19 protein-coding genes are annotated in these 20,971 nt (G+C 70.1%); 10 read left to right on the top strand and 9 right to left on the bottom strand.

Annotation, left to right across the window (positions count from 1 at the left end; all coding sequences use genetic code 11):
* Window positions 1-294 precede the first annotated feature (294 nt).
* From ABD140_RS29665 to ABD140_RS29655, 3 genes are all read left to right on the top strand, one after another.
* Entirely contained in the window at window positions 295-786 is a 492-nt protein-coding gene (locus ABD140_RS29665) for a hypothetical protein (protein ID WP_344244331.1), read from the top strand.
* A gap of 72 nt (window positions 787-858) precedes the next feature.
* Complete coding sequence (locus tag ABD140_RS29660; RefSeq protein ID WP_344244341.1) at window positions 859-3,015, top strand: galactose oxidase early set domain-containing protein; 2,157 nt, start codon at window positions 859-861, stop codon at window positions 3,013-3,015.
* A gap of 189 nt (window positions 3,016-3,204) precedes the next feature.
* Window positions 3,205-5,370 (top strand): galactose oxidase early set domain-containing protein, encoded by a 2,166-nt coding sequence (locus ABD140_RS29655; RefSeq protein ID WP_344244330.1) that lies wholly within the window; start codon window positions 3,205-3,207, stop codon window positions 5,368-5,370.
* A gap of 3 nt (window positions 5,371-5,373) precedes the next feature.
* Here ABD140_RS29655 and ABD140_RS29650 read toward each other — a convergent pair whose 3' ends face one another.
* Window positions 5,374-6,294 (bottom strand): GH12 family glycosyl hydrolase domain-containing protein, encoded by a 921-nt coding sequence (locus ABD140_RS29650; protein ID WP_344244329.1) that lies wholly within the window; start codon window positions 6,292-6,294, stop codon window positions 5,374-5,376.
* A gap of 271 nt (window positions 6,295-6,565) precedes the next feature.
* On the opposite strand from ABD140_RS29650, the gene leuA reads away from it, so the two are divergent.
* A complete protein-coding gene (gene leuA, locus ABD140_RS29645) occupies window positions 6,566-8,260 on the top strand; it encodes a 2-isopropylmalate synthase (RefSeq protein ID WP_344244328.1) in 1,695 nt (564 codons plus the stop codon).
* Window positions 8,261-8,326: 66 nt separating this feature from the next.
* Here the strand turns inward: leuA and ABD140_RS29640 are convergent, their stop codons facing one another.
* Window positions 8,327-9,268 carry a decaprenyl-phosphate phosphoribosyltransferase gene (locus ABD140_RS29640; RefSeq protein WP_344244327.1) on the bottom strand — a complete coding sequence of 314 codons (942 nt, stop codon included), beginning with the start codon at window positions 9,266-9,268 and terminating at the stop codon, window positions 8,327-8,329.
* A gap of 23 nt (window positions 9,269-9,291) precedes the next feature.
* Window positions 9,292-11,307, bottom strand: a complete 2,016-nt coding sequence (locus tag ABD140_RS29635; RefSeq protein ID WP_344244326.1) for a hypothetical protein — start codon at window positions 11,305-11,307, stop codon at window positions 9,292-9,294.
* Between the two features lie 131 nt (window positions 11,308-11,438).
* Between ABD140_RS29635 and ABD140_RS29630 the strand changes: the two genes are divergently transcribed.
* Window positions 11,439-11,873 (top strand): GtrA family protein, encoded by a 435-nt coding sequence (locus ABD140_RS29630; RefSeq protein WP_344244325.1) that lies wholly within the window; start codon window positions 11,439-11,441, stop codon window positions 11,871-11,873.
* An 86-nt stretch (window positions 11,874-11,959) separates the two neighbouring features.
* Here ABD140_RS29630 and ABD140_RS29625 read toward each other — a convergent pair whose 3' ends face one another.
* Window positions 11,960-12,217: a protealysin inhibitor emfourin gene (locus ABD140_RS29625; protein WP_344244324.1), complete on the bottom strand. Its 258-nt coding sequence runs from the start codon at window positions 12,215-12,217 to the stop codon at window positions 11,960-11,962.
* Window positions 12,214-13,251, bottom strand: coding sequence for a M4 family metallopeptidase (locus ABD140_RS29620; protein WP_344244323.1), 1,038 nt, complete (start codon window positions 13,249-13,251; stop codon window positions 12,214-12,216). Before ABD140_RS29620 ends, ABD140_RS29625 begins: the two co-directional genes overlap by 4 nt.
* An 89-nt stretch (window positions 13,252-13,340) precedes the next feature.
* Between ABD140_RS29620 and recO the strand changes: the two genes are divergently transcribed.
* From recO to ABD140_RS29605, 3 genes are all read left to right on the top strand, one after another.
* Window positions 13,341-14,135 carry a DNA repair protein RecO gene (gene recO / locus ABD140_RS29615; RefSeq protein WP_344244322.1) on the top strand — a complete coding sequence of 265 codons (795 nt, stop codon included), beginning with the start codon at window positions 13,341-13,343 and terminating at the stop codon, window positions 14,133-14,135.
* Entirely contained in the window at window positions 14,074-14,856 is a 783-nt protein-coding gene (locus ABD140_RS29610; RefSeq protein WP_344244321.1) for an isoprenyl transferase, read from the top strand. The genes recO and ABD140_RS29610 overlap by 62 nt, the downstream gene beginning before the upstream one ends.
* Window positions 14,857-14,942: 86 nt before the next feature.
* Entirely contained in the window at window positions 14,943-15,740 is a 798-nt protein-coding gene (locus tag ABD140_RS29605) for a hypothetical protein (RefSeq protein ID WP_344244320.1), read from the top strand.
* Window positions 15,741-15,843: 103 nt separating this feature from the next.
* Here ABD140_RS29605 and ABD140_RS29600 read toward each other — a convergent pair whose 3' ends face one another.
* A complete protein-coding gene (locus ABD140_RS29600) occupies window positions 15,844-16,269 on the bottom strand; it encodes an OsmC family protein (RefSeq protein WP_344244319.1) in 426 nt (141 codons plus the stop codon).
* A gap of 312 nt (window positions 16,270-16,581) precedes the next feature.
* On the opposite strand from ABD140_RS29600, the gene ABD140_RS29595 reads away from it, so the two are divergent.
* The gene (locus ABD140_RS29595) at window positions 16,582-17,211 is read left to right on the top strand and encodes an RlpA-like double-psi beta-barrel domain-containing protein (protein WP_344244318.1); all 630 of its coding nucleotides are present in this window, start codon (window positions 16,582-16,584) and stop codon (window positions 17,209-17,211) included.
* Between the two features lie 110 nt (window positions 17,212-17,321).
* On the opposite strand, the gene ABD140_RS29590 is transcribed toward ABD140_RS29595, so the two are convergent.
* Window positions 17,322-18,059, bottom strand: coding sequence for an SDR family oxidoreductase (locus tag ABD140_RS29590; protein WP_344244317.1), 738 nt, complete (start codon window positions 18,057-18,059; stop codon window positions 17,322-17,324).
* A gap of 117 nt (window positions 18,060-18,176) precedes the next feature.
* On the opposite strand from ABD140_RS29590, the gene ABD140_RS29585 reads away from it, so the two are divergent.
* Window positions 18,177-18,539: a winged helix-turn-helix transcriptional regulator gene (locus ABD140_RS29585; RefSeq protein WP_344244316.1), complete on the top strand. Its 363-nt coding sequence runs from the start codon at window positions 18,177-18,179 to the stop codon at window positions 18,537-18,539.
* A gap of 84 nt (window positions 18,540-18,623) precedes the next feature.
* On the opposite strand, the gene ABD140_RS29580 is transcribed toward ABD140_RS29585, so the two are convergent.
* Together ABD140_RS29580 and ABD140_RS29575 are read right to left on the bottom strand one after the other, a co-directional pair.
* Window positions 18,624-20,012, bottom strand: a complete 1,389-nt coding sequence (locus ABD140_RS29580) for a glycine--tRNA ligase (protein ID WP_344244315.1) — start codon at window positions 20,010-20,012, stop codon at window positions 18,624-18,626.
* Between the two features lie 120 nt (window positions 20,013-20,132).
* A complete protein-coding gene (locus ABD140_RS29575) occupies window positions 20,133-20,951 on the bottom strand; it encodes a DUF1906 domain-containing protein (protein WP_344244314.1) in 819 nt (272 codons plus the stop codon).
* Window positions 20,952-20,971 lie beyond the last annotated feature (20 nt).

Below are 20,971 nucleotides of genomic sequence, written 5' to 3'. Positions count from 1 at the left end.
GATCGTCACGTCCCGGTGGCCGGATCAAAATATTTGCCCGTTCACGACAACCTTGGGCCCATTTCGCGCATCTAAGCGGCGTGGCGCTTTTTGGTTCTGAAGGGCATGGAGCGTCGGTTGGGATCCACGGCGGATCGAAAGGGGGTGGCCGGTCGTGCCTTCCGGTGCCGGAGAGCAGCGGGTCAGCACGCTGACCGGCCCGCAGATCGAGCCGTGGGCTGGTACCTGCCCTTCGTCGTCCGCTCGGCGCGGATGCCGTCCGCTGCCGCCCTGTTCCCTGTCGGGTGATGTGTTTTGACACGCAACAAGATCATCGCTTTCGTCGCCGCCGGAGTCCTGGCCGTGGCCGCCGTCATCGGCGGTGTCGTGCTCTTCCGCGGCGGGGGCGATGACAACGATTCCGCCGACGCCAAGAAGACGGTGAAGATCGAGGAAGTGCCGGCCGAGCGGCTCCCCGGGGAGACCGAGACGGCCGACCCCGAACCGCTGGACCCGGAGGTCGACACGACGACTCCCGCGGCGCAGCCCTCCTCCTCCACTTCCGCCAAGCCGTCGCCCGGCGTCGAGAACGCCGAGGACACCCGCGTGGTGCCCGAGGACGTCGACGGATGCGACCACGCCTACGGCGCGACCATATGCGTTCCCTGGTCCTTCCCCTCCGCGGTGGACAGCCAGAAGGAGAAGTGCGCGTGGCTCAAGCAGCGCGGCTTCGACTACCTTCCCGTCCCCGGCCGCGACCGGCACGGACTGGACCCGGACAAGAACAAGATCGCTTGTGACAACTGAACGTTTGGTTGGGGGTTTCCACCAATGAAGTTCCAGCGCTCCAAGGCCGCAGCGGTACTGTGTGCCTCCGTGATGGGAGCGACCGCCCTCCCGGGCCTGGCCTCGTCGGCCATCGCCGCACCCACCGGGAAGGTGCAGAACCCGGGTTTCGAGAAGATGAAGGGGAACTTCCCCTCCTGCTGGACCCGTTTCACCACCGGCAACAACACCGGCACCATCGACCCGGCGAACGACGGCCGCAGCAAGCGGGGCGTCGCGGTGAACGTGACCCAGTACGCCAGCGGCGCCAAGGCCGTGGTGCAGACGGCGGGCTGCGCGCTCAAGGTGCAGCCGGGCCGCCGCTACGACCTGGAGCTGTCCTACAAGAGCACCTCCGGCAAGGTCGCCGTGATGCTCTTCCGGCAGAAGGCCAACGGCAAGTGGGTCAAGTGGAAGTACATGCCCTACCTGCCGGCCTCGAAGAAGTTCCGCCTTGCGGTCACCCGCACCCCCGCCGTGCCCGCGGGCACCAAGGCGGTGCGGTTCGCCATGGGCCTGGCCGACGCCGGGCGCCTGGTGACCGACAACTACAAGTTCAAGGCCGCCAGCGGCAAGGCGCGCTGCGTGGGTTCGGAGTGCACCAGGGGCCACTGGATCGTCAACGACTTCGGTGACGGCGGCGTGCGCGCGATCCACAGCGTGATGCTGCACAACGGCAAGGTCCTGCTCATCGCGGGCTCGGGCAACGGGAACAACCGCTTCAACCGCGGCGAGTTCGTGACCTGGCTGTACAACCCGAAGAACAACAAGTTCAAGAGCATCCCGACGCCCTACGACATGTTCTGCGCCGGCCACGTGCAGCTCCCCGACGGCCGCGTGCTCGTCATGAGCGGCACCGAGGAGTACGCGCAGTACAACGCCCAGGGCCAGGAGACGATGGGCTGGATCGGGTCGAAGCAGTCCTACATCTTCAACCCCAAGACCGAGCGGTACCAGAAGGTCAACGACATGAACGACGGGCACTGGTACCCGTCGGCGACGGCGCTGGGCAACGGCGACGTCTACTCGGTCGGCGGCTACGCGGCCCAGCGCAACGCGGGCGGCGGCAACCTGATCTCCACGGTCGCCGAGCGCTTCTCCTGGAAGCAGGGGCGCTGGCTGCCCGCCAACCAGGTGGCGCAGCCGAACATCAACTGGGCCACCTACCCGTCGCTGGTCCTCACCGGGAACGGCCAGCTGTTCTACAACGGCAGCAGCGTCTTCGGCCACCCGGTGAACGGCAACGGCACGCTGCGCGGCCCCGGCTTCTTCAACCCCAACACCGGCGCCTGGCGCGCCCTGCCGGGCAACGGCAACCTGCGCAAGCCCGCCTCGCGCGACATGTCGGCCGCCCTGATGCTGCCTCCGGCCCAGGACCAGCGGGTCATGGTCCTCGGCGGCAAGAACTTCTCGGGCGACCCCAACGACCCCGAGGCCGGCCAGAACGCGATCCGCGAGACCGACGTCATCGACCTGAAGAAGGGCATGAAGGCCCGCTTCCAGGCCGGTCCGAACCTCCTCCAGGGTCCGGTGAACGTGGGCAGCATGCGCCAGCCGGTGTTCGTGCAGCAGCAGGGCAACTCCGGCAAGACGTACGTGTCGGCGGTCATCCTGCCCGACGGCACGGTCTTCGAGACCGGCGGTTCGCAGACGGCGCGCTTCGAGCACGTGCACGAGGCGTCGATCCTCAACCCGCGCAACAAGAAGCCGTCCCAGATGAAGTGGAAGAGCGTCGCCGCCGACCCGGTGTCGCGCACCTACCACAGCACGGCGGTCCTGCTGGACGACGGCCGGGTCCTGACGGCCGGCAGCAACCCCGGCAACCTGGGCGCCGACGGCGACAGCTACTACGACACCCGCATCTCGATCTACTACCCGCCGTACATGTACAAGGACAACGGCGCCCGGCCGAAGATCACCGCGCTGCCCAAGAGGGGCGGCAAGAAGCTGGGCTGGAGCTACGGCTCCAAGCCCGTGATCAAGACCGACAGCAGGGTCGTGCGGGCCTCCCTGATCCGCCCGGTCGCGGTCACCCACTCCTCCGACCCCAACCAGCGGTCGGTGGACCTGCCGGTCAAGTCCCTGGGCGGCGGCCGCTACCAGCTGTCGGTGACCAAGAACCCCAACATGGCGCCCCCCGGCTGGTACATGGTCTCCTTCGTGGACGGCTCGGGCGTGCCCTCCGCCGCGAAGTGGGTGCACCTCAGCTGAAGCATGGCAAAACGGTCATTAATTGACCTACTGCGCCATTCATGCTTAATGCATGAATGGCGCTTTTTTTATGCCGGAAAACCGGCTGAATTTCAGTTCTCTTACGGTAATGGGTTTTGGCCCGCGTGATGAGGTTCAGGAGATGAACAAGGTCGCTTGCGATGACTGACCGTGTTGGGAGAGTAGGAGATGAAGTTCCGGCGCTCCAGGGCGTCCGTCGTGCTGGGCGCGTCCCTGATGGGGACGGCGCTCCTGCCGGCGTCGGCCGACCCCGCCCTGTCCGAGCCCGCGGCGCGGGTCCAGAACCCCGGATTCGAGCGGCTCTCCGGAGGGTTTCCCGCGTGTTGGGCGCGCTGGTCCCGCGGGAGCACCGAAGGCGGGGTGCGGGCGGTGCGCCGGGCGGGCGGACGTGCCGTGGAGGTGCGGGTCGCCCGGCACGCGCGGGGGCTGCGGGCGGTCGTCCAGCGGGAGGACTGCGCCGTCCGGGTCCGGGCGGGCGGGCGCCTCGACCTGGAGCTGTCCTACAGGAGCACCTCGGGCAAGGTCCGGGTCGTGCTGCTGCGGAAGAAGGGCGACCGGTGGGTGCGCTGGCACTCCTTCCCCCTTCTGCCGGGCTCGAAGAGGTTCCGGTCGGCGGCCCTGCGCACGCCCGTCGTGCCGGAGGGCGCCGGGGAGGTACGGGTCGGGGTCGGCCTGGAGGGCAAGGGCACGCTGGTCGCCGACGACCTCGGACTGAAGGCGGCGCGGGGGAGCGCGCGCTGCGCCGGGCCTGAATGCGCCAAAGGCCACTGGGCCGTGCACGACTTCGGCGGCGGGGGCGTGCGGGCGATCCACAGCGTGCTGCTGCACAGCGGCAAGGTGCTGCTCATCGCCGGTTCCGGCAACAGCGCCAAGCGCTTCGAGAAGGGCCGGTTCGTCACGAAGATCTACGACCCGAAGAACAACACCTTCAAGAGCGTCCCGACCCCCTACGACATGTTCTGCGCCGGCCACGTGCACCTGCCCGACGGCCGGGTTCTGGTGGTCAGCGGCACCGCCGCGTACGCCAGGAACGAGGAGGGGCGGACGACCTCCGGCTGGACCGGTTCGCGCAAGTCCTACGTCTTCGATCCGAGGACCGAGCGGTACACCCGGGTCAACGACCTGAACGACGGGCATTGGTACCCGTCGGCGACGGCGCTGGCCGACGGCGACGTCTACGCCGCCGGAGGATACGCGGCGACCCGCACCGCCGACGGCGCCAACCAGGTCTCGACGGTGGCCGAACGCTTCTCGTGGCGGGAGGGCCGCTGGCTGGACGAGACCGAGGTCGCCCAGCCGGGCATCAACTGGGCCACCTACCCCTCCCTGATCCTCGCCGGGAACGGCCGCCTCTTCTACAGCGGCACCAGCGTCTTCGGACATCCGGTGAACAAGGACGGCTCGCTGCGCGGCCCCGGCTTCCTCGACCCGGACACCGGCGGCTGGCTGGCGCTGGAGGACGACGGGGGACTGCGGCAGCCCAAGGCGCGGGACATGTCGGCGTCGGTGCTGCTGCCCCCGGCGCAGGACCAGCGCGTCATGGTCGTCGGCGGCAAGGACTTCTCCGCCACCGGGAAGTACGCGATCGGCCGCACCGACGTCATCGACCTGAAGGAGGGCGAGGACGCCCGGTACGAGGCGGGACCCGACCTGCCGCACGGCCGCGTCAACATGGGCGGGGTGCAGGCGGGCCGCCAGCGCTTCAGGCCGCAGCCCGCCAAGGCCGGGAAGACGTACGTGTCGGCGGTGATCCTGCCCGACGGCACCGTCATGGAGACCGGCGGCTCCCAGCGGGTGCGCATGGAGCACGTGCACGAGGCGTCGATCCTCGACCCGCGCGGCAGGAAGCCGTCCCGGATGAGGTGGAAGCCCGTCGCCGCCGATCCGGTGTCGCGGACGTACCACAACACCGCCGTCCTGCTCCCGGACGGCCGCGTCATGGCGGCGGGCAGCAACCCCGGCAACGCGGGCCCGGACGGCGAGAGCTACTTCGACACCCGCATCTCGATCTACCACCCGCCCTACCTGTACCGGGAGGGCGGCGCCCGGCCGCGCATCACCGAGGTGCCCAAGGGCTGGTCCTACGGCTCCCGGCCGGTGATCACGACGGACACCGCGATCACCGGGGCGTCCCTGGTGCGCCCGGTCGCGGTCACCCACTCCTCCGACCCCAACCAGCGGCTGGTGCGGCTGCCGGTGAGCCCGCTGGGCGGCGGGAGGTACCGGCTGCGGATGGACCGGCGCCCGGCCATGGCGCCGCCCGGCTGGTACATGCTGTTCGTCACGACCAGGAGCGGCATCCCCTCACCCGCGCAGTGGGTGCACGTGAACTGAGGCTCAGCGCCGGGCCGCGCGCCGCCACCACCAGGCGCCCGCGCCGATCCCGATGACGACCGGCAGCACCAGCGGCAGGAAGCGGGACGGTCCGGCCGGCTCCTCCTCCTTGCGGCGCGAGGCGGCCGCCGACCTCGGCTCCGCCGTCGCCGGAGCGGTCGTCTGCGCGGCGGGGCCGACGTCCAGGGAGAACTCGTTGGTGCGCAGGCCGGTGCCGTTGCGGGTCACCTCGAAGCCGGCCTGCACCTTGCACAGGTAGGCCTGCGGGCTCTGGAAGCCGCGGGCGGCGGCGTCGGCGCCGAACGGCCTGAGGTCGAAGCCCTCGATCCGGTGGGTCTGCTCGCGCATGTCGTAGATGAGGCCGACCTGCCCGGTGGGTCCGGTGAACCGGTACAGGTCGTACGTCCGGCCGCCCACCGTGACGCCTTCGGCGAGCTTCCACTCGGGGGAGGGGTCGATGCCCGGGCTGGTCAGCCAGATCATGATCTCCAGGGCCCCGCCGTTGGCGACGATGTAGGGCGTGGTGGAGCGGCAGGCCGCCGGGTCGGGGTGGTACCAGATGTCGTAGGAGGCGTTGAAGTCCCCCTCGGCCGGGGTGATGTCCCAGGTGGTGCGGACCTCCCGCGGGTCGTCCACGCGCAGCGGCAGCCGCTCCTCGGCGATGGCGGTGCCGATGTTGGGGTAGGCGCCCGGCGGCGCGCCGTTCTGCAGGGTGCCCCAGTCCAGGTTGCTGCGGCTGACCGTCCAGGAGGTGCCCTCCCCGAAGGTGACGCAGATCTCCCCGTGGGAGTTCCAGCGGTTGGCCTGGACCGCGTACCCCCCGGCGACGAACCCGGGTTCGCCGATGTTGCAGCGCTCCTCGAGCGCCCGCGCCCCCGCGCTCGACGCCGTCACCACCGACGCGAGCAGCGCTGCCCCCGTCAACCCTCCCAGCAGGCTCTTCACTAGGCCTGTCCCCCTCCCCGAAAGCCCCCATAGAAGCACATCTCGCCTGCGAAAGCCGTGGAGATCACAGGTTCCGCGTTTCGTTAACGCCTCGGAAATCTGCTACGTTTCCACCATGCTGTATGGCCTGCTCCTCCTTAGCGGCCGCGACGAGGCCTAAAGGGCCGGCTTCCTCGTCGCGGTGCTGAGTGTCGCCTGTCGGCCGCGAGCCAGACCACACACTCAGGAATCTCAGGAGCAGGGGAATCCCATGAACGACCAGAAGCCCAGCGGCATGCCCTTCGCCAGGTACCAGCCCTTCCAGCCGGTCCGGCTGACCGACCGCACCTGGCCCGACAAGGTGATCACCCAGGCGCCGCGCTGGTGCGCGGTGGACCTGCGCGACGGCAACCAGGCGCTGATCGACCCGATGGACGGCGCGCGCAAGCTGAAGATGTTCGAGCTGCTGGTCCGGATGGGCTACAAGGAGATCGAGGTCGGCTTCCCCGCGGCCAGCCAGACCGACTTCGACTTCGTCCGCCAGATCATCGACGAGGGCCGGATCCCCGACGACGTGGTGATCCAGGTGCTGACCCAGGCGCGGCCCGAGCTGATCCAGCGCACCTTCGAGGCGCTGGAGGGCGCCGAGCAGGCGATCGTCCACCTGTACAACTCCACCTCGACGCTGCAGCGCCGGGTGGTCTTCGGCCAGGACAAGGACGGCATCACCGCCATCGCGGTCGAGGGCGCCGAGCTGTGCAAGAAGCTGGCGGCCGAGACCGACACCGAGATCTTCTTCGAGTACTCGCCGGAGTCGTTCACCGGCACCGAGCTGGAGTACGCGGTCGAGGTCTGCAACGCCGTCAACGAGGTGTGGCGGCCCACCCCCGAGCGCAAGGTGATCATCAACCTGCCGGCCACGGTGGAGATGGCCACCCCCAACGTCTACGCCGACCAGATCGAGTGGATGAACCGGCACCTGGAGCGCCGCGACTCCATCGTCCTGTCGCTGCACCCGCACAACGACCGGGGCACCGCGGTGGCCGCCGCCGAGCTGGGCTACCTGGCCGGCGCCGACCGCATCGAGGGCTGCCTGTTCGGCAACGGCGAGCGCACCGGCAACGTCTGCCTGGTCACCCTGGGCCTGAACCTGTTCACCCAGGGCGTCGACCCCGAGATCGACTTCTCCGACATCGACGACATCCGCCGCACGGTGGAGTACTGCAACCAGCTGCCGGTGCACGAGCGCCACCCCTACGGCGGCGACCTGGTCTACACCGCCTTCTCCGGCTCCCACCAGGACGCCATCAAGAAGGGCTTCGACCACCTGGAGCGCGACGCCGCCGCGGCGGGCACGCCGGTCGGGGAGTTCACCTGGCAGGTGCCCTACCTGCCGATCGACCCCAAGGACGTGGGCCGCTCCTACGAGGCGGTCATCCGGGTCAACAGCCAGTCCGGCAAGGGCGGCGTCGCCTACATCATGAAGACCGAGCACTCCCTGGACCTGCCGCGCAAGCTGCAGATCGACTTCTCGCGGGTGGTGCAGGAGCGCACCGACGGCGAGGGCGGCGAGGTCACCGCCGAGGAGATGTGGCAGATCTTCGAGCGGGAGTACCTGTCGGGCGGCCCGCGCGTCGGCCTGCTGGCCCACCGCACCTCCTCGCGGGTCGACGAGAAGGACCTGATCGACTGCGACGTGCGGGTCGACGGCGAGATCCGGGAGATCCAGGGCGTCGGCAACGGCCCGATCAGCGCCTTCGTGGACGCCCTGGCGACGGTCGGCGTCGAGGTCAAGGTGATGGACTACCACGAGCACGCGATGAGCTCCGGCGGCGACGCCAAGGCCGCCGCCTACGTCGAGTGCCAGGTGGACGGAGAGACCCTGTGGGGCGCGGGAGTCGACGCGAACATCGTCACCGCGTCCCTGAAGGCCGTGCTGTCCGCGGTGAACCGCGCCGCGAGGTAGGGCCCGGGACGCGAAGGCCCCCGGCGGGTGTGAACCACCGCCGGGGGCCTTCGCGCGTCCGGGGGCTCAGCCCACGAGCGAGATGCCGTAGGCGACGCCCCACAGGGCGCCCAGGGAGAGGATCACCCGGTCGCCCAGCAGGACGTCCTCGGGCGCGCCGCCCTCGCCCCGGTCCACCACCAGCGCGTACCGCAGGACGGCCAGGGTCATCGGCACGATGGAGATCATCCGCCAGGCGGCGGTGTCGGGGTCGTCGGACTCCAGCGCCCACAGGCAGTACGACAGGGTCATCAGGGCCGCCGCGCCCTGCCAGACGAAGCGCAGGTAGCTCTCGCTGTACTCGCTGAGCAGCTTGCGGGTGTGCTGCGCCTGCTCGCCCAGCGAGGCCAGCTCCGAGGAGCGCTTGGCGGCGACCACGAACAGGGAGCCGAACCCGACGGTGATGAGGAACCACTGGGAGGGCGCGACCGAGGTGGCCACGCCGCCCGCGATGCCGCGCAGCAGGAAGCCGGAGGCGACCACCGCTATGTCCATCACGGCGACGTGCTTGAGGTGCACGCAGTACAGGATCTGCACGACCGTGTAGACGAACAGGACGGTCGCCGTCTCCTTGTTCAGCAGCAGCGCGGCCAGCAGGACCGGCAGCAGGGACAACCCGATCCCCATCGCGTAGGCGGCCTTCAGCGGGACGATCCCGGCGGCGATGGGGCGGCGGCACTTCTCGGGGTGGGCGCGGTCGGCCTTGACGTCCAGGGAGTCGTTCAGGAAGTAGATGCCGGAGGCGGCCATGCAGAAGAGCGCGAAGACGAGCGCGGTCCGCCACAGGACGCCGCCGTCGAAGATCTGGCCGCCCGCGACGGGCGCCGCGACCACCAGGACGTTCTTGGCCCACTGCTTGGGGCGCGCGGTGCGCAGCAGGCCCCGCCAGAGCCTGGGGGCGGGGGTGTAGACGAAGGGGGTGGAGGCGGTCTGGCGGTCTGTCCGTCCGAGTAGCGTGAGGCGTCCCAAGGCGGGGGTCCTTTTCTTCGGGGTCAGCGCAGGTTTTCGGGCTTGAGGTGGTACAGCCGGCCGAGGGGGGCCGAGCCGTACCGGGGAGCGATACCGCTCAGGGGAGTGACGAAGGTGAAGTGCGGATCGCGGTCGAGCTCCTCTCGGATCCCGTCCCATACCGGGGCGCGGTCGATCAGGACGTAGTCGGCTTGGTACTCGCGCAGCTGCCGGACCAGGTGGGGCAGATCGCGGGGCGGATCGACCACCACGAGGTCGCGTTGCAGGCGGGGGCCGCGCAGCGGCATGATCAGCGATTGCGCGTTGCCCTCGGCCAGGGCGATGGCGCTGCCCTCCGGCACCTGGTCCAGGGCGTGGAACTCGGTCCAGGGCCAGACCTGTCCGGCGCGGTCGGCGGCCAGGCTCAGGGGCAGCAGCCGGGTCAGCGGGGTTCCGCCGCGCTCGGCGACGACGGCCCCGTCTTCGGCCTCCGAGGTGTTGATGGGGATGTGCAGATGGCCGGTCGCCACCGCCAGGAGCGTGCAGGAGGCCAAGGCGAACTGCAGCGCGCCGTCGAGGGCGCGGACGGGGCCCCGGCGCTCCCGGTTGATCCTGCTCATCAGCAGGCAGCAGAAGGCCAGCAGGCAGCCGTAGCCGAGCAGGACGTACCGGCCCCACCAGGGGGCGGGGCTGGGGCCGAAGGACACCGCGATGCCCAGCAGGAGCAGGATCCCCGCCCCGACGCCGAGCCGGTGTCGCAGGCGCCCCAGCCACAGCAGGACGCCCGCGATGGAGAGCGGCAGGACGACGACGAGCCAGGCCATGCCCAGGCCGCCCACCCGGATGTCGTAGATGGGGGTCTGGAAGTCGGTGAACGGCCGGGTCCAGGAGATCCACAACTGCTTCGGCAGCGGCACCCCGCGCAGCTCCACGGGGACGTTGGTGCCCATGACGAGGTTCTGGACGGTGCCGGGCCCGTCGAAGCCGATCATCGCGATGGGGTAGAAGGGGTTGTCGTAGTTCAGCCAGGTGCGCAGGTACCAGTAGCCGCCGACGATCACGACGGGCAGCACCAGGGCGGGCGCCGACCGTAGGAACGGGGTGAAGCCCAGCCGGTGGCGCCGCGCCGTGTACGCCACGACGGCCACGGCGGCCACGCCCACCGCCCCCAGGACCGCGAGGTTGCTGCTCTTGGATCCGGCGGCGGCGCCCAGGGCGGCGCCCAGCACCAGCATCTTGCGGGTCACCACCGTGCCGGGGCGGCCGGAGAGGCGGGCCGCGCCGGGCAGTACGGCCAGGACGTACAGGGCGGCCAGGCCGAACGCGGCGCTCTGGACGTCCACGTAGTAGGTGTGGGCCTGGGCGAAGACGGAGGGGGTGAGCAGGAAGACGAGCCCGGCCAGGACGGCGAAGCCGCGGCCCGCGCCCAGCCGCCGGGCGAGCCCGGCGATCGCGACGGCGGCCAGCAGGTAGCCGACCAGGAGGTAGAGCACGCCGTAGTCGGTGGATCCGAGGAAGACCAGCGGCCAGCCGGCCAGCGACTCCACGCCCATGGGGTAGGTGTCGGACCAGATGATCTCCTTGGATCGGTCCACGGCCCCGGTCTGCGCCCACTGCGCGGGCGCGACCAGGTGGTACATCAGGCCGTCCCAGTCGGTGGGCGGGAACCGCACGCCCAGCCAGCCCCGCAGCCCGTAGGCGGTGAGCGCGAGCAGGCCGAGGAAGAGGGGGAGGGGGCGGCCCGCCCAGCCGCGGAGGGATCGGCGGGTCCAGACCCTCAGCCGCCGGCCGAAGGCGCCGGGGTGGCGGCGCAGCTCCGCGGAGGCGCACAGCAGGCCGACGCCCGCCAGTATGCCCGCGCCGCAGGCCAGCGGGATCGGCTCGTAGTAGCGCAGCAGCGCGCCCACCACGATGGTGAGCAGCATGATCCCGGAGAGGAGGAAGGTCAGGAAGGTGACCAGCGCCTCGGCGGGCCGGACCGGGCGGACCCAGACGGTGAGACCGAATGCGCCGGTCAGGACGAGTGAAGTCGCCGTGACCAGCAGCAATGCCTCCGCCATACCTCAGATTCCTGGTGAGATTTCGGTTACGTAACTTAAAAGTTCGCTATATGGGACAGGAGGGTATCTGATGCTGGCAGGTCTTGTGATGTATTGCCGGGGTATGGGGGATTTGCTCTAGCATCGTGCGGGTGCGTCGTTACCGGAAGTTGATCGGTGAGCTGGCCCGATTCGGCAGTGTCGGAGTGCTGTGCGTGGCGGTGAACATCGCCCTGTACAACCTGCTGCGCTATGGTCTGGAGATCGAGTCGCTGACCTCGAATGCCCTGGCCATGGTCGTCTCGACCAGTGTCGGTTATGTAGCTAACCGTTACTGGACATTTCGCGAGAGCGACGAGTCCGGGGTGGCCCGCGAGTACGTTCTTTTCTTCGTCCTCAACGGGGTCGGCTTCGTGATAACGGAGGCCGTGCTGTGGCTGGCGCACCTCGCGGGGTTCGACGGCAAGTGGACGTCGAACGGCGCGCTGCTGCTGGGCATCGGGCTGGCGACGATATTTCGCTACTGGGGTTATAAGCGCTGGGTCTTCCGAGAACGTCACACCGAGGAGCCCGTGCGGGTGGGGTGAGCCTCCGACCGTGTCCGAAGACACATCGTCCCGGGAAGGAGACTCCCCGGGACGAAGGAGGGCCGCCCGGTCGCGGGCGCCCGGGTCTAACGCCGGAACAGGTGGCCGACGAGCTCGCGCAGCGGCTCGGTCAGCTGGGACTCCCCGACGGTCATCCTGCGGCCGCCGAGGTCGATCTCGTAGACGAAGCGGTCGCCGCCTCCGCGCCGCTCGCGGCCGGGCGGATCCGCCTCCAGGCCGCTCCGGGAGACCAGGGCCGCCAGCGCGGGATCCTCGGCGGTGTCGGCCTCCGCCCGCCGCTCGATCCCGGCGAATCCGCCCGAACGCACCACACTCACCCTCATAGGGTCACACCTACCCCCGCCCAGGCCGCCTGTACCGCCTGCCGCTCGGCGCTCTCCGCGCCGTAGCGGGTGCCGGCGAGCTTGACGGTGGCCGCCGCGAAACCCGCGAAGTCCGTGTCGGGGTAGATCAGCCCGCTGGTGAGCGTGTCGTACCAGATCCGCCCGGCGCGCTCCCAGGAGTGCCCGCCCAGCCCGACGGCCAGCAGGTGGAACGCCCGGTTGGGGATGCCGGAGTTGATGTGGACGCCGCCGTTGTCCCGGTGGGTGCGCACGTAGTCGTCCATGTGGCCGGGCTGCGGGTCCTTGCCGAGCTCCGGGTCGTCGTAGGCGGTGCCGGGCTCCTTCATGGAGCGCAGCGCCACCCCCCGCACGTCCGGGCCGAACAGGCCCTCGCCGATCAGCCAGTCGGCCTCCTCGGCGTGCTGGCCCAGGTGGAACTGCTTGACCATCGCCCCGATGACGTCGGACACCGACTCGTTGAGCGCGCCGGACTGGCCGTAGTAGGCGAGGTCGGCGGTGTGCTGGGTGACGCCGTGCGCCAGTTCGTGGGCGGTGACGTCCAGCGGCCCGGTGAAGGACAGGAACAGCCGCCCGTCCCCGTCCCCGTAGACCATCTGCTCGCCGTTCCAGAAGGCGTTGTCGTAGTCGACCCCGTAGTGGACGGTGGAGACCATCTCCATCCCGTTGTTGTCGATCGAGTCGTGATCGTAGACGTCCTCCAGGAAGCGGAACGTCACGCCCAGCCAGTCGTACGCCTCGTCGGCGGCCGTGTCTCCGGTGGGCCCGTCGCCCTCGGCGCGGACGGTGCGGCCGGGCAGCTTCTCACGCCGCTCGGCGTCCTTGACCGCGCGCCGCGGCTCGTCGCGTCTGCCATTGCCCGTATGCGTCCCGGGGACCAGCTCCCTTTCGGCGCGGTTGGCGGCGTCCAGGGTGAGGGTGCGGATGGCGCGGGCGCGCGTCCGCGGGTCGGCGGTGCGCTCCACGATCCGCTGGAGCAGGTGCGGGGGAACGATCGTGCATCTCATGGCGCTCATCGTGTCACTCTCGGTTTCGGAGTTGTACTACCTCGGAGAGGGGTTCGCCGGTCGCCTTCGCACGCCGGGTCATGCGGGACAATGGACGGGTGACGGTCTACCGCGACGAGGGCATCGTGCTGCGCACCCAGAAGCTGGGCGAGGCGGACCGGATCATCACCGTGCTCACCCGGCGCACCGGGAAGATCCGGGCGGTGGCCAAGGGCGTCCGCAAGACCAGGTCGAAGTTCGGCGCCCGGCTGGAGCCGTTCACCCACGTCGACCTCCAGCTGTACGAGCGCCGCTCGCTCGACCTCATCACCCAGGCCGAGACGCTGCGCCCGTACGGGGAGCCTCTGGTGAGCGACTACCCGCGCTACACCGCGGGCGTGGCCATGCTGGAGACCGCCGACAAGCTCGTCGTCGAGGAGCGGGAGCCGTCGCTGCGGCAGTTCCTGCTGCTGGTCGGGGCGCTGCGCACGCTGTGCGAGCGCGTCCACGAGCCGCGGCTGGTGCTGGACGCCTTCCTGCTGCGCTCGTTGTCGGTGGCGGGCTGGGCGCCCGCGCTGGACGAGTGCGCCCGCTGCGGCGGGCGGGCCGGCATCCGCGGCTTCGCCATCGCGGCGGGCGGCGCGATCTGCCTGGCCTGCCGGGTTCCGGGCTCGGCCACCCCCGCGCCCGAGACGTTCTCGCTGATGCTGGCGCTGCTGCGCGGCGAGTGGGACGCCGCGGACGCCAGCCAGGACCGGCACCGGGTGGAGTGCAGCGGCCTGGTGGCCGCCTACCTGCAGTGGCATCTCGAACACGGGATCCGTTCACTGCGCCATGTCGAGAGGAGCAAGAGTGAAGTTCCGCGCACCGGACCCGCACCCCAGTGGGGCCAAGCCACCGGAACTGCCCCGTGAGCTGATCCCCCGGCACGTCGCCATGGTGATGGACGGCAACGGGCGCTGGGCCAAGGAGCGCGGCCTGCCCCGGACCGAGGGGCACAAGCGGGGGGAGTTCTCGCTCTTCGACGTGATCGAGGGCGCGGTCGAGATCGGCATCCCCTACCTGTCGGCGTACGCCTTCTCCACCGAGAACTGGCGGCGCTCGCCCGAGGAGGTGCGCTTCCTCATGGGCTTCAACCGCGACGTGATCCGGCGCCGCCGCGACCAGATGCACGAGATGGGCGTCCGCGTGGTGTGGGCGGGCCGCAAGCCGCGGCTGTGGCGCTCGGTGATCAAGGAGCTGGAGGACGCCGAGAAGCTGACCGCCCGCAACGACGTGCTGACCCTGCAGTTCTGCGTCAACTACGGCGGCCGCGCCGAACTGGCGGACGCCATGGCGGCGATCGCGCGGGACGTCAAGGCCGGGAAGGTGAACCCGGAGAAGATCACCGAGAAGACGATCGGCAAGTACCTCTACCAGCCGCAGGTGCCCGACGTGGACCTCTTCCTGCGGCCGTCGGGGGAGCAGCGCACGTCCAACTTCCTGCTGTGGCAGTCGGCCTACGCCGAGATGGTGTTCCAGGACACCCTCTGGCCGGACTTCGACCGGCGGCACCTGTGGCACGCGTGCGAGGTGTACGCCAGCCGCGACCGGCGCTACGGCGGGGCGATGCCCAACCCCGTACCGGTGATCTGACGGATCTGACAGAACCGGCGAAGGCCGGGGGCCCGGGCGGAGATCGGAGTGGGAAGTGTCCCGCATCCCTTGTAAGGTGCGGCTTCATGAGCTTCCCCCCGCAATACGACCCGCAGGGGCAACCGCCCTACCAGCCGGGTCCTCCTCCGCAGCCGGGATACCAGCCGGGCCACCCTCCGCCTCAGGGTTACCAGCCGGGTCCCCCTCCGCCGCCGCAGGGGTACCCGCAGGCGCCGGGGTACCCGCCTCAGGGGCAGCCCCAGACCCCGCCGCCGTTCTACGGAGCCCCGCCCCAGCACCCGGGCGGGGCCTTCCCCCCGCCGCCACCGCCGTCCGGCAAGGGCAAGGGCCCGCTGATCGGCGGCCTCGTCGTGGTCGGGGTGGTCGTGGCCCTCATCGCGGCCCGGCTCGTCCTGGGCGCCGCGAGCGACGCCGCCTCGGAGGCGATCGACGACATCGGCGCCCCCGACCGGACCACCAACGGCGAGATCACCGACCCCGGGAACATGGACCCGCTGAAGCTGAAGGTCGGTGACTGCTATCACAACGACATCTCCAGCGTGGACACCACCGAGACGGTCCGCAGCATCGACGCCATCCCCTGCAGCCAGCGCCACAACGCCCAGGTCATCGGCGAGACCACGATGACCAGCGGCACCTACCCGACCGCCACCCAGTTCCTCGACAGGTGCAGCGAGCAGGCCGAGACCTGGGCCGGCCGGCACGGCGACGCCTTCCAGCAGCTGCGGCAGCGCGACCCGAACTTCACGGTGTCGGCGTTCTTCCCGCTGGCCACGGCCTGGAGCAGCACCGGCCCCAACCGGATCACCTGCAGCCTGGTCAGCTCCACCGGCGACCTGGGCGGCGCCCTGCCCACCCTCTGATCTTTCCCGAAGGTAAAAAGTAAAAGGCCGCTCCGGCTGGAGGCGGCCTTTTCTTTACCTTTCTGACAGATCTTGTCGATCCGTTGTCAGTGAAGGGTGCGCGTCATTCCAGGGAGGCGTCGAGGGTGATCTTCACACCCTTCAGCGCCTGGCTCACCGGGCAGCCCTCCTTGGCGTTGCGGGCGGCCTCGGCGAACTGCCCGGCGTCCATCCCCGGCACCGATCCCCGGACGCTCAGGTGGATCCCGGTGATGCCCTCGCCCGGCTGGAACGTCACGTCCGCCCGGGTGTCCAGGCGCTGCGGCGGGCTGCCGGCCTGGGCCAGACCGTTGGAGAGGGCCATGGAGAAGCAGGTGGAGTGGGCCGCGGCGATGAGCTCCTCGGGGCTGGTGCGCCCGTCGGGGGACTCGGCCCGGGAGGGCCAGGTGACCTCGAACGTGCCCAGCTTCGAGGACTCCAGGGAGACGGTGCCCTGCCCGCCGAAGAGCGGGCCCTCCCAGTGCGCGGCGGCGGTGCGAGTGGTTGCCATGACCTGATCTTACGTCCCTTTCCGATCTTTACCATCGGCCGGATCGCCTATCACGTAAGGGTTACAGGGGTCTTTGCATACCGGTCGAGACCCTCTGTTTGGGCCTTTCTTGACACATATGGTTAACTGGTGGCAATCCAGGCAACGGGAAGGCAATGTCCGTCTCTCCCCCGCCTCCACGGAAGCGATTCGAGATCGCTTAGGCACCGCGTCGTGGCCATCGAGCACGACCACCCGAGTGCCGGTCCCGACGGCGTCCCAGATGCGCAAAGCCGTTCAGGGACGTCCTGTCCACCGAGCAAAGGAACCGCGTTGCAGAAGCGTGCCCTCACCCTGTCCCTGGCCGGCGCCACCGCTCTGGCCGCCCTGTCCACCGGCGTCGTCGCCAACTCCGGCGAGACCACCTCTGCGTCCAACACCGTCGCCGCCCCCCAGAAGAGCACCGCCTCCGAGCAGGCGCCCGCCACGCAGGCCGCCACGGCCGAGCGCAAGGCCGGCGACGCGCAGGCCGACGAGACCAAGAAGGAGACCGCCGAGAAGAAGGCCAAGGCCCTTCTCGCCGGCACCACCACCGCGTCCTACTTCTGGGACGACGGCTCGGGCGTCAACGGCGACACCGGCGCCCCGGCGGGCGGCAAGCCCATGCAGAAGGGCCTGTTCGCCTCCCCGTCCTGGCCGCTGCACACCAAGGTGAAGGTCACCTACAACGGCCGCTCCGTCACCGGCTTCGTCGGCGACCGCGGTCCGGGCGAGCCCTCCCACCGCGGTGTCATGCTCGACCTCGACACCTACACGTTCCGGTACCTGTACGACGGCAAGCAGCCCAAGAGCAAGTACACCGCCGGCGTCCCCGCCGGCCACCTCAAGAACGTGAAGTACGAGGTCCTGGAGTGGGGCAAGGGCGCGGGCAAGAAGGGCGCCCCCAAGCCCTTCGGCAGCTGACCTCGGGAACTGAGGGCGAGCGGCGGATTCCGGCCGCTCCAGGGACAGGGAAGAGCCCCGGCGACAGCCGGGGCTCTTTTCATGCCCTGCGGCCCGCAGCGCCTGGAACCTCAGCCGGGGAAGAGGCCTCGGCCGGCGTCCACGGCGACGCGGACGCCGCTCACCGCGTCGAAGCCCCCACCGAGGAGCGCCCCGATCACCCCGGCCACGTCCTGCGGTTCCAGCATGCGGCGGAGGATCGAGCGCGACGCCAGCGCCTCCTCCGCCTCCGGGGTGCGCATCGAGGCGCTGGCGTCGGTGCGCACCCCGCCGGGAGCCACGGTGTTCACGGCGATCCCGTGCGGTGCGGCCTCGGCGGCGACGTGCCGGGCGAAGGTGTCGAGCGCCGCCTTGGCGGTCGCGTGCGCGATCGTTCCGGGCCGCAGCAGGTCGGCGCTGAGGCTCGAGACGTACACGATCCGGCCTCCGCCCTGCCCGCGCATGACGTCGAGGGCGAGCCGGGTGATGTGGAAGACGGCGGCGAGCTCCCCGGTGACCTTGGCGGAGAACTCCTCCCACGCCATCTCGGCCAGCGGCGCGAACGGCGGCCGGATGTTGGCGTTGCACACGAGCGCGTCGATCCGCCCGCATTCCCGGACCATCTCGGCCACCTGACCGGGATGGCGGACGTCCGCCCGGACGGCGTGCGCGGTGCCTCCGGCCTCCTCGACCCGCTCCACCACGGAGGCCGCGGAGGCGGCGTCGTCCCGGTAGTCGACGATGACGTGGAAACCGCGCCGGCCCAGTTCGAGGGCGGTCGCGGCGCCTATGCCCCGCCCGGCGCCGGTGATGAGGGCGTTCTGCTTCATGTTCTACCTCCCGGGACACGACCCTAGGAGGCGGGCTTTCTTTCGGTAAGTACGTACCTCAGAGTATGCTCCTTACCCGAAGATCGGCCCACAGCTCGCGGAGGGCGGGAGGACGCCTTGAGTGATGCGTTTCACCGGGACTGCCCGGCGCGCATGGTGCTCGACCACGTCACCGGCCGCTGGGGCGTGCTGGTCCTGACGGCCATGCGCGGGGGTCCGCTGCGGTTCTACGAACTGCGCGTCAAGATCGAGGGCATCAGCGAGAAGATGCTCTCCCAGACCCTGCGCACGCTGGTACGCGACGGCTTCGTCCTGCGCACCGTCACCCCTTCGACCCCGCCGCAGGTCAGCTACGGGCTCACGGCGCTCGGCCACGGGATCACCGAACCCCTCCAGGCCCTGTCCGACTGGATCCGGGACCATGCCGACGGCATCCTCGCCGCCCAGGCCGCACACGACGCCGCCGAGAGGGCGGGATAGGGCGCGGGAACGGGGAAGGCCCCGGCGGGAGCCGGGGCCTTCCTTGTCCGTGCCGTCACCGGCCGTGCCGGTCCGAACCCGCGGTCAGCAGCCGATGAGCTGGGCGGCGAGGAAGGACTCCACGCGGTCCAGCGCGATGCGCTCCTGCTTCATGCTGTCGCGCTCGCGCACGGTCACCGCCTGGTCCTCCAGGGTGTCGAAGTCGACGGTGATGCAGAACGGGGTGCCGATCTCGTCCTGGCGGCGGTAGCGGCGGCCGATCGCGCCCGCGTCGTCGAACTCCACGTTCCAGTGGCGGCGCAGGGCGGCGGCGAGGTCGCGGGCCTTGGGGGAGAGGTCGGCGTTGCGCGACAGCGGCAGCACCGCGACCTTGACCGGCGCCAGGCGCGGGTCCAGGCGCAGGCTGTAGCGGGTCTCCATCTGGCCCTTGGCGTTGGGCGCCTGGTCCTCGGTGTAGGCGTCCATGAGGAAGGTCAGCATCGCCCGGTCGACGCCGGCCGCCGGCTCGATCACGTACGGCGTGTAGCGCTCGCCGGTGGCCTGGTCGAAGAAGTTGAGCTCCTTGCCCGAGGCCTTGGAGTGGGCGTTCAGGTCGAAGTCGGTGCGGTTGGCGATGCCCTCCAGCTCACCCCACTCCGAACCCTGGAAGCCGAAGCGGTACTCGATGTCGACGGTCCGCTTGGAGTAGTGGCTGAGCTTCTCCTTGGCGTGCTCGTAGAAGCGCAGGTTCTCCTCGCGGATGCCCAGGTCGCGGTACCAGGCCATCCGGGCGTCGATCCAGTACTGGTGCCACTCCTCGTCGGTGCCCGGCTGGACGAAGAACTCCATCTCCATCTGCTCGAACTCGCGGGTGCGGAAGATGAAGTTGCCCGGCGTGATCTCGTTGCGGAACGACTTGCCGATCTGGCCGATGCCGAACGGGACCTTGCGGCGCGCCGCCTGCTCCACGTTCTTGTAGTTGATGAAGATGCCCTGCGCGGTCTCCGGCCGCAGGTAGGCCAGGCCGGAGGCGTCCTCGACGGGGCCGAGGTAGGTCTTCAGCAGGCCGCTGAACTGCCTGGGCTCGGTGAAGGAGCCCTTGACGCCGCAGTTCGCGCAGGTGAGGTCGGCCAGGCCGTTCGCCGGAGGCCTGCCGTGCTTCTCCTCGTAGGCCTCCTCGAGGTGGTCGGCCCGGTAGCGCTTGTGGCAGTTCTGGCACTCGGTCAGCGGGTCGGTGAACGTCTCGACGTGGCCGCTGGCCTCCCACACCTCGCGGTTGAGGATGACGCAGGAGTCCAGGCCGACGACGTCGTCGCGGCCCTGCACCACGGCCTTCCACCACTGGCGCTTGACGTTGTTCTTCAGCTCGACGCCCAGCGGGCCGTAGTCCCAGGAGGCGCGCAGTCCGCCGTAGATCTCGCTCGAAGGGAAGACGATGCCTCTCTTCTGAGACAGCGAGACGATCTTTTCCATCACATCGGAACGGCGGGCCATGAGTATGTCTCCAGCAAGAAACCCCGGTAATTGACGGTTTTGAGTCTAGGGCACCCGGGTAGACGGCCACGTCTGTTAATCATGGGCGGCGGGTAACGGTGTGCCCTGGAATCGTGACCTTCAGTAGACGGGGCCGTCGACCATGTTGCTGTCGATCTTCATCCGCACCCCGCCGTGCTCCTCGAAGTGGCCGCCCCGGTACTGCTTGATCCGCTGGTGGTCGTACCAGAGGTCGTCGGGCACGTGCTTGTCGCCGTACGGCTCGGGCTCGCCGTCCCAGCGGGCGTACCAGACGGCGTGCGGGCGGGTGATCCCCTCGGCCTCGGCCAGGTCGCGGATGCCGCTGGCGGCGCTGCTGTAGACGCCGGGCAGGTAGCCGAGCTCGTCCAGGTGGACCGTCCAGGCGTCCAGGAAGGACAGGACCGCGTCGCGGCAGGACAGGTCGCGGCTGCGGTAGGCCTCCATGTCGTAGTAGATCGGCTGCCCCTCGGGGATGCCGAGCCGCTGCGCGTCGGCCACGGCCTGCTCGGCCTCCTCCAGGCCGCGCTCGAAGGCGTCGCGGCCGCCGAACCGGTGGCGGAAGCGGGTGCAGGGCGCCTGGGGGCCCACGTAGGTGGGGATCAGCCGGTAGCCCATCCGCCGCGTCTGGCCGACCCACTCCCGGGTGAGGTGGGGCTGGGCGCAGCTGCGGGCGGCGCCGCCGATGTAGACGTTGGCGACCGAGTACGCCTCCCGCCAGGCCCGCATGGCGCGCAGGGAGGGGGCGGCGCAGGTGTCGAAGCCGAGTCCGGAGGCCCAGGCCTGGTGCTGGCCGCGCGGCGGGGAGACGGCGCGCTCGGCGGGGCCCGGTCCCTTGGGGCGGGACACGGCCTCGGCCGAGGCGCACGGCAGCACGATCGCGAGGCTGAGCAGCCCGAGGGCGAGGAGGGGTCGGGGCATCGACGTCCTTCCGGTGACCG

Source organism: Actinocorallia libanotica, assembly GCF_039525175.1.
Classification (GTDB): Bacteria; Actinomycetota; Actinomycetes; order Streptosporangiales; family Streptosporangiaceae; genus Actinocorallia; species Actinocorallia libanotica.
This window is presented reverse-complemented; position numbering and strand designations above follow the sequence as displayed.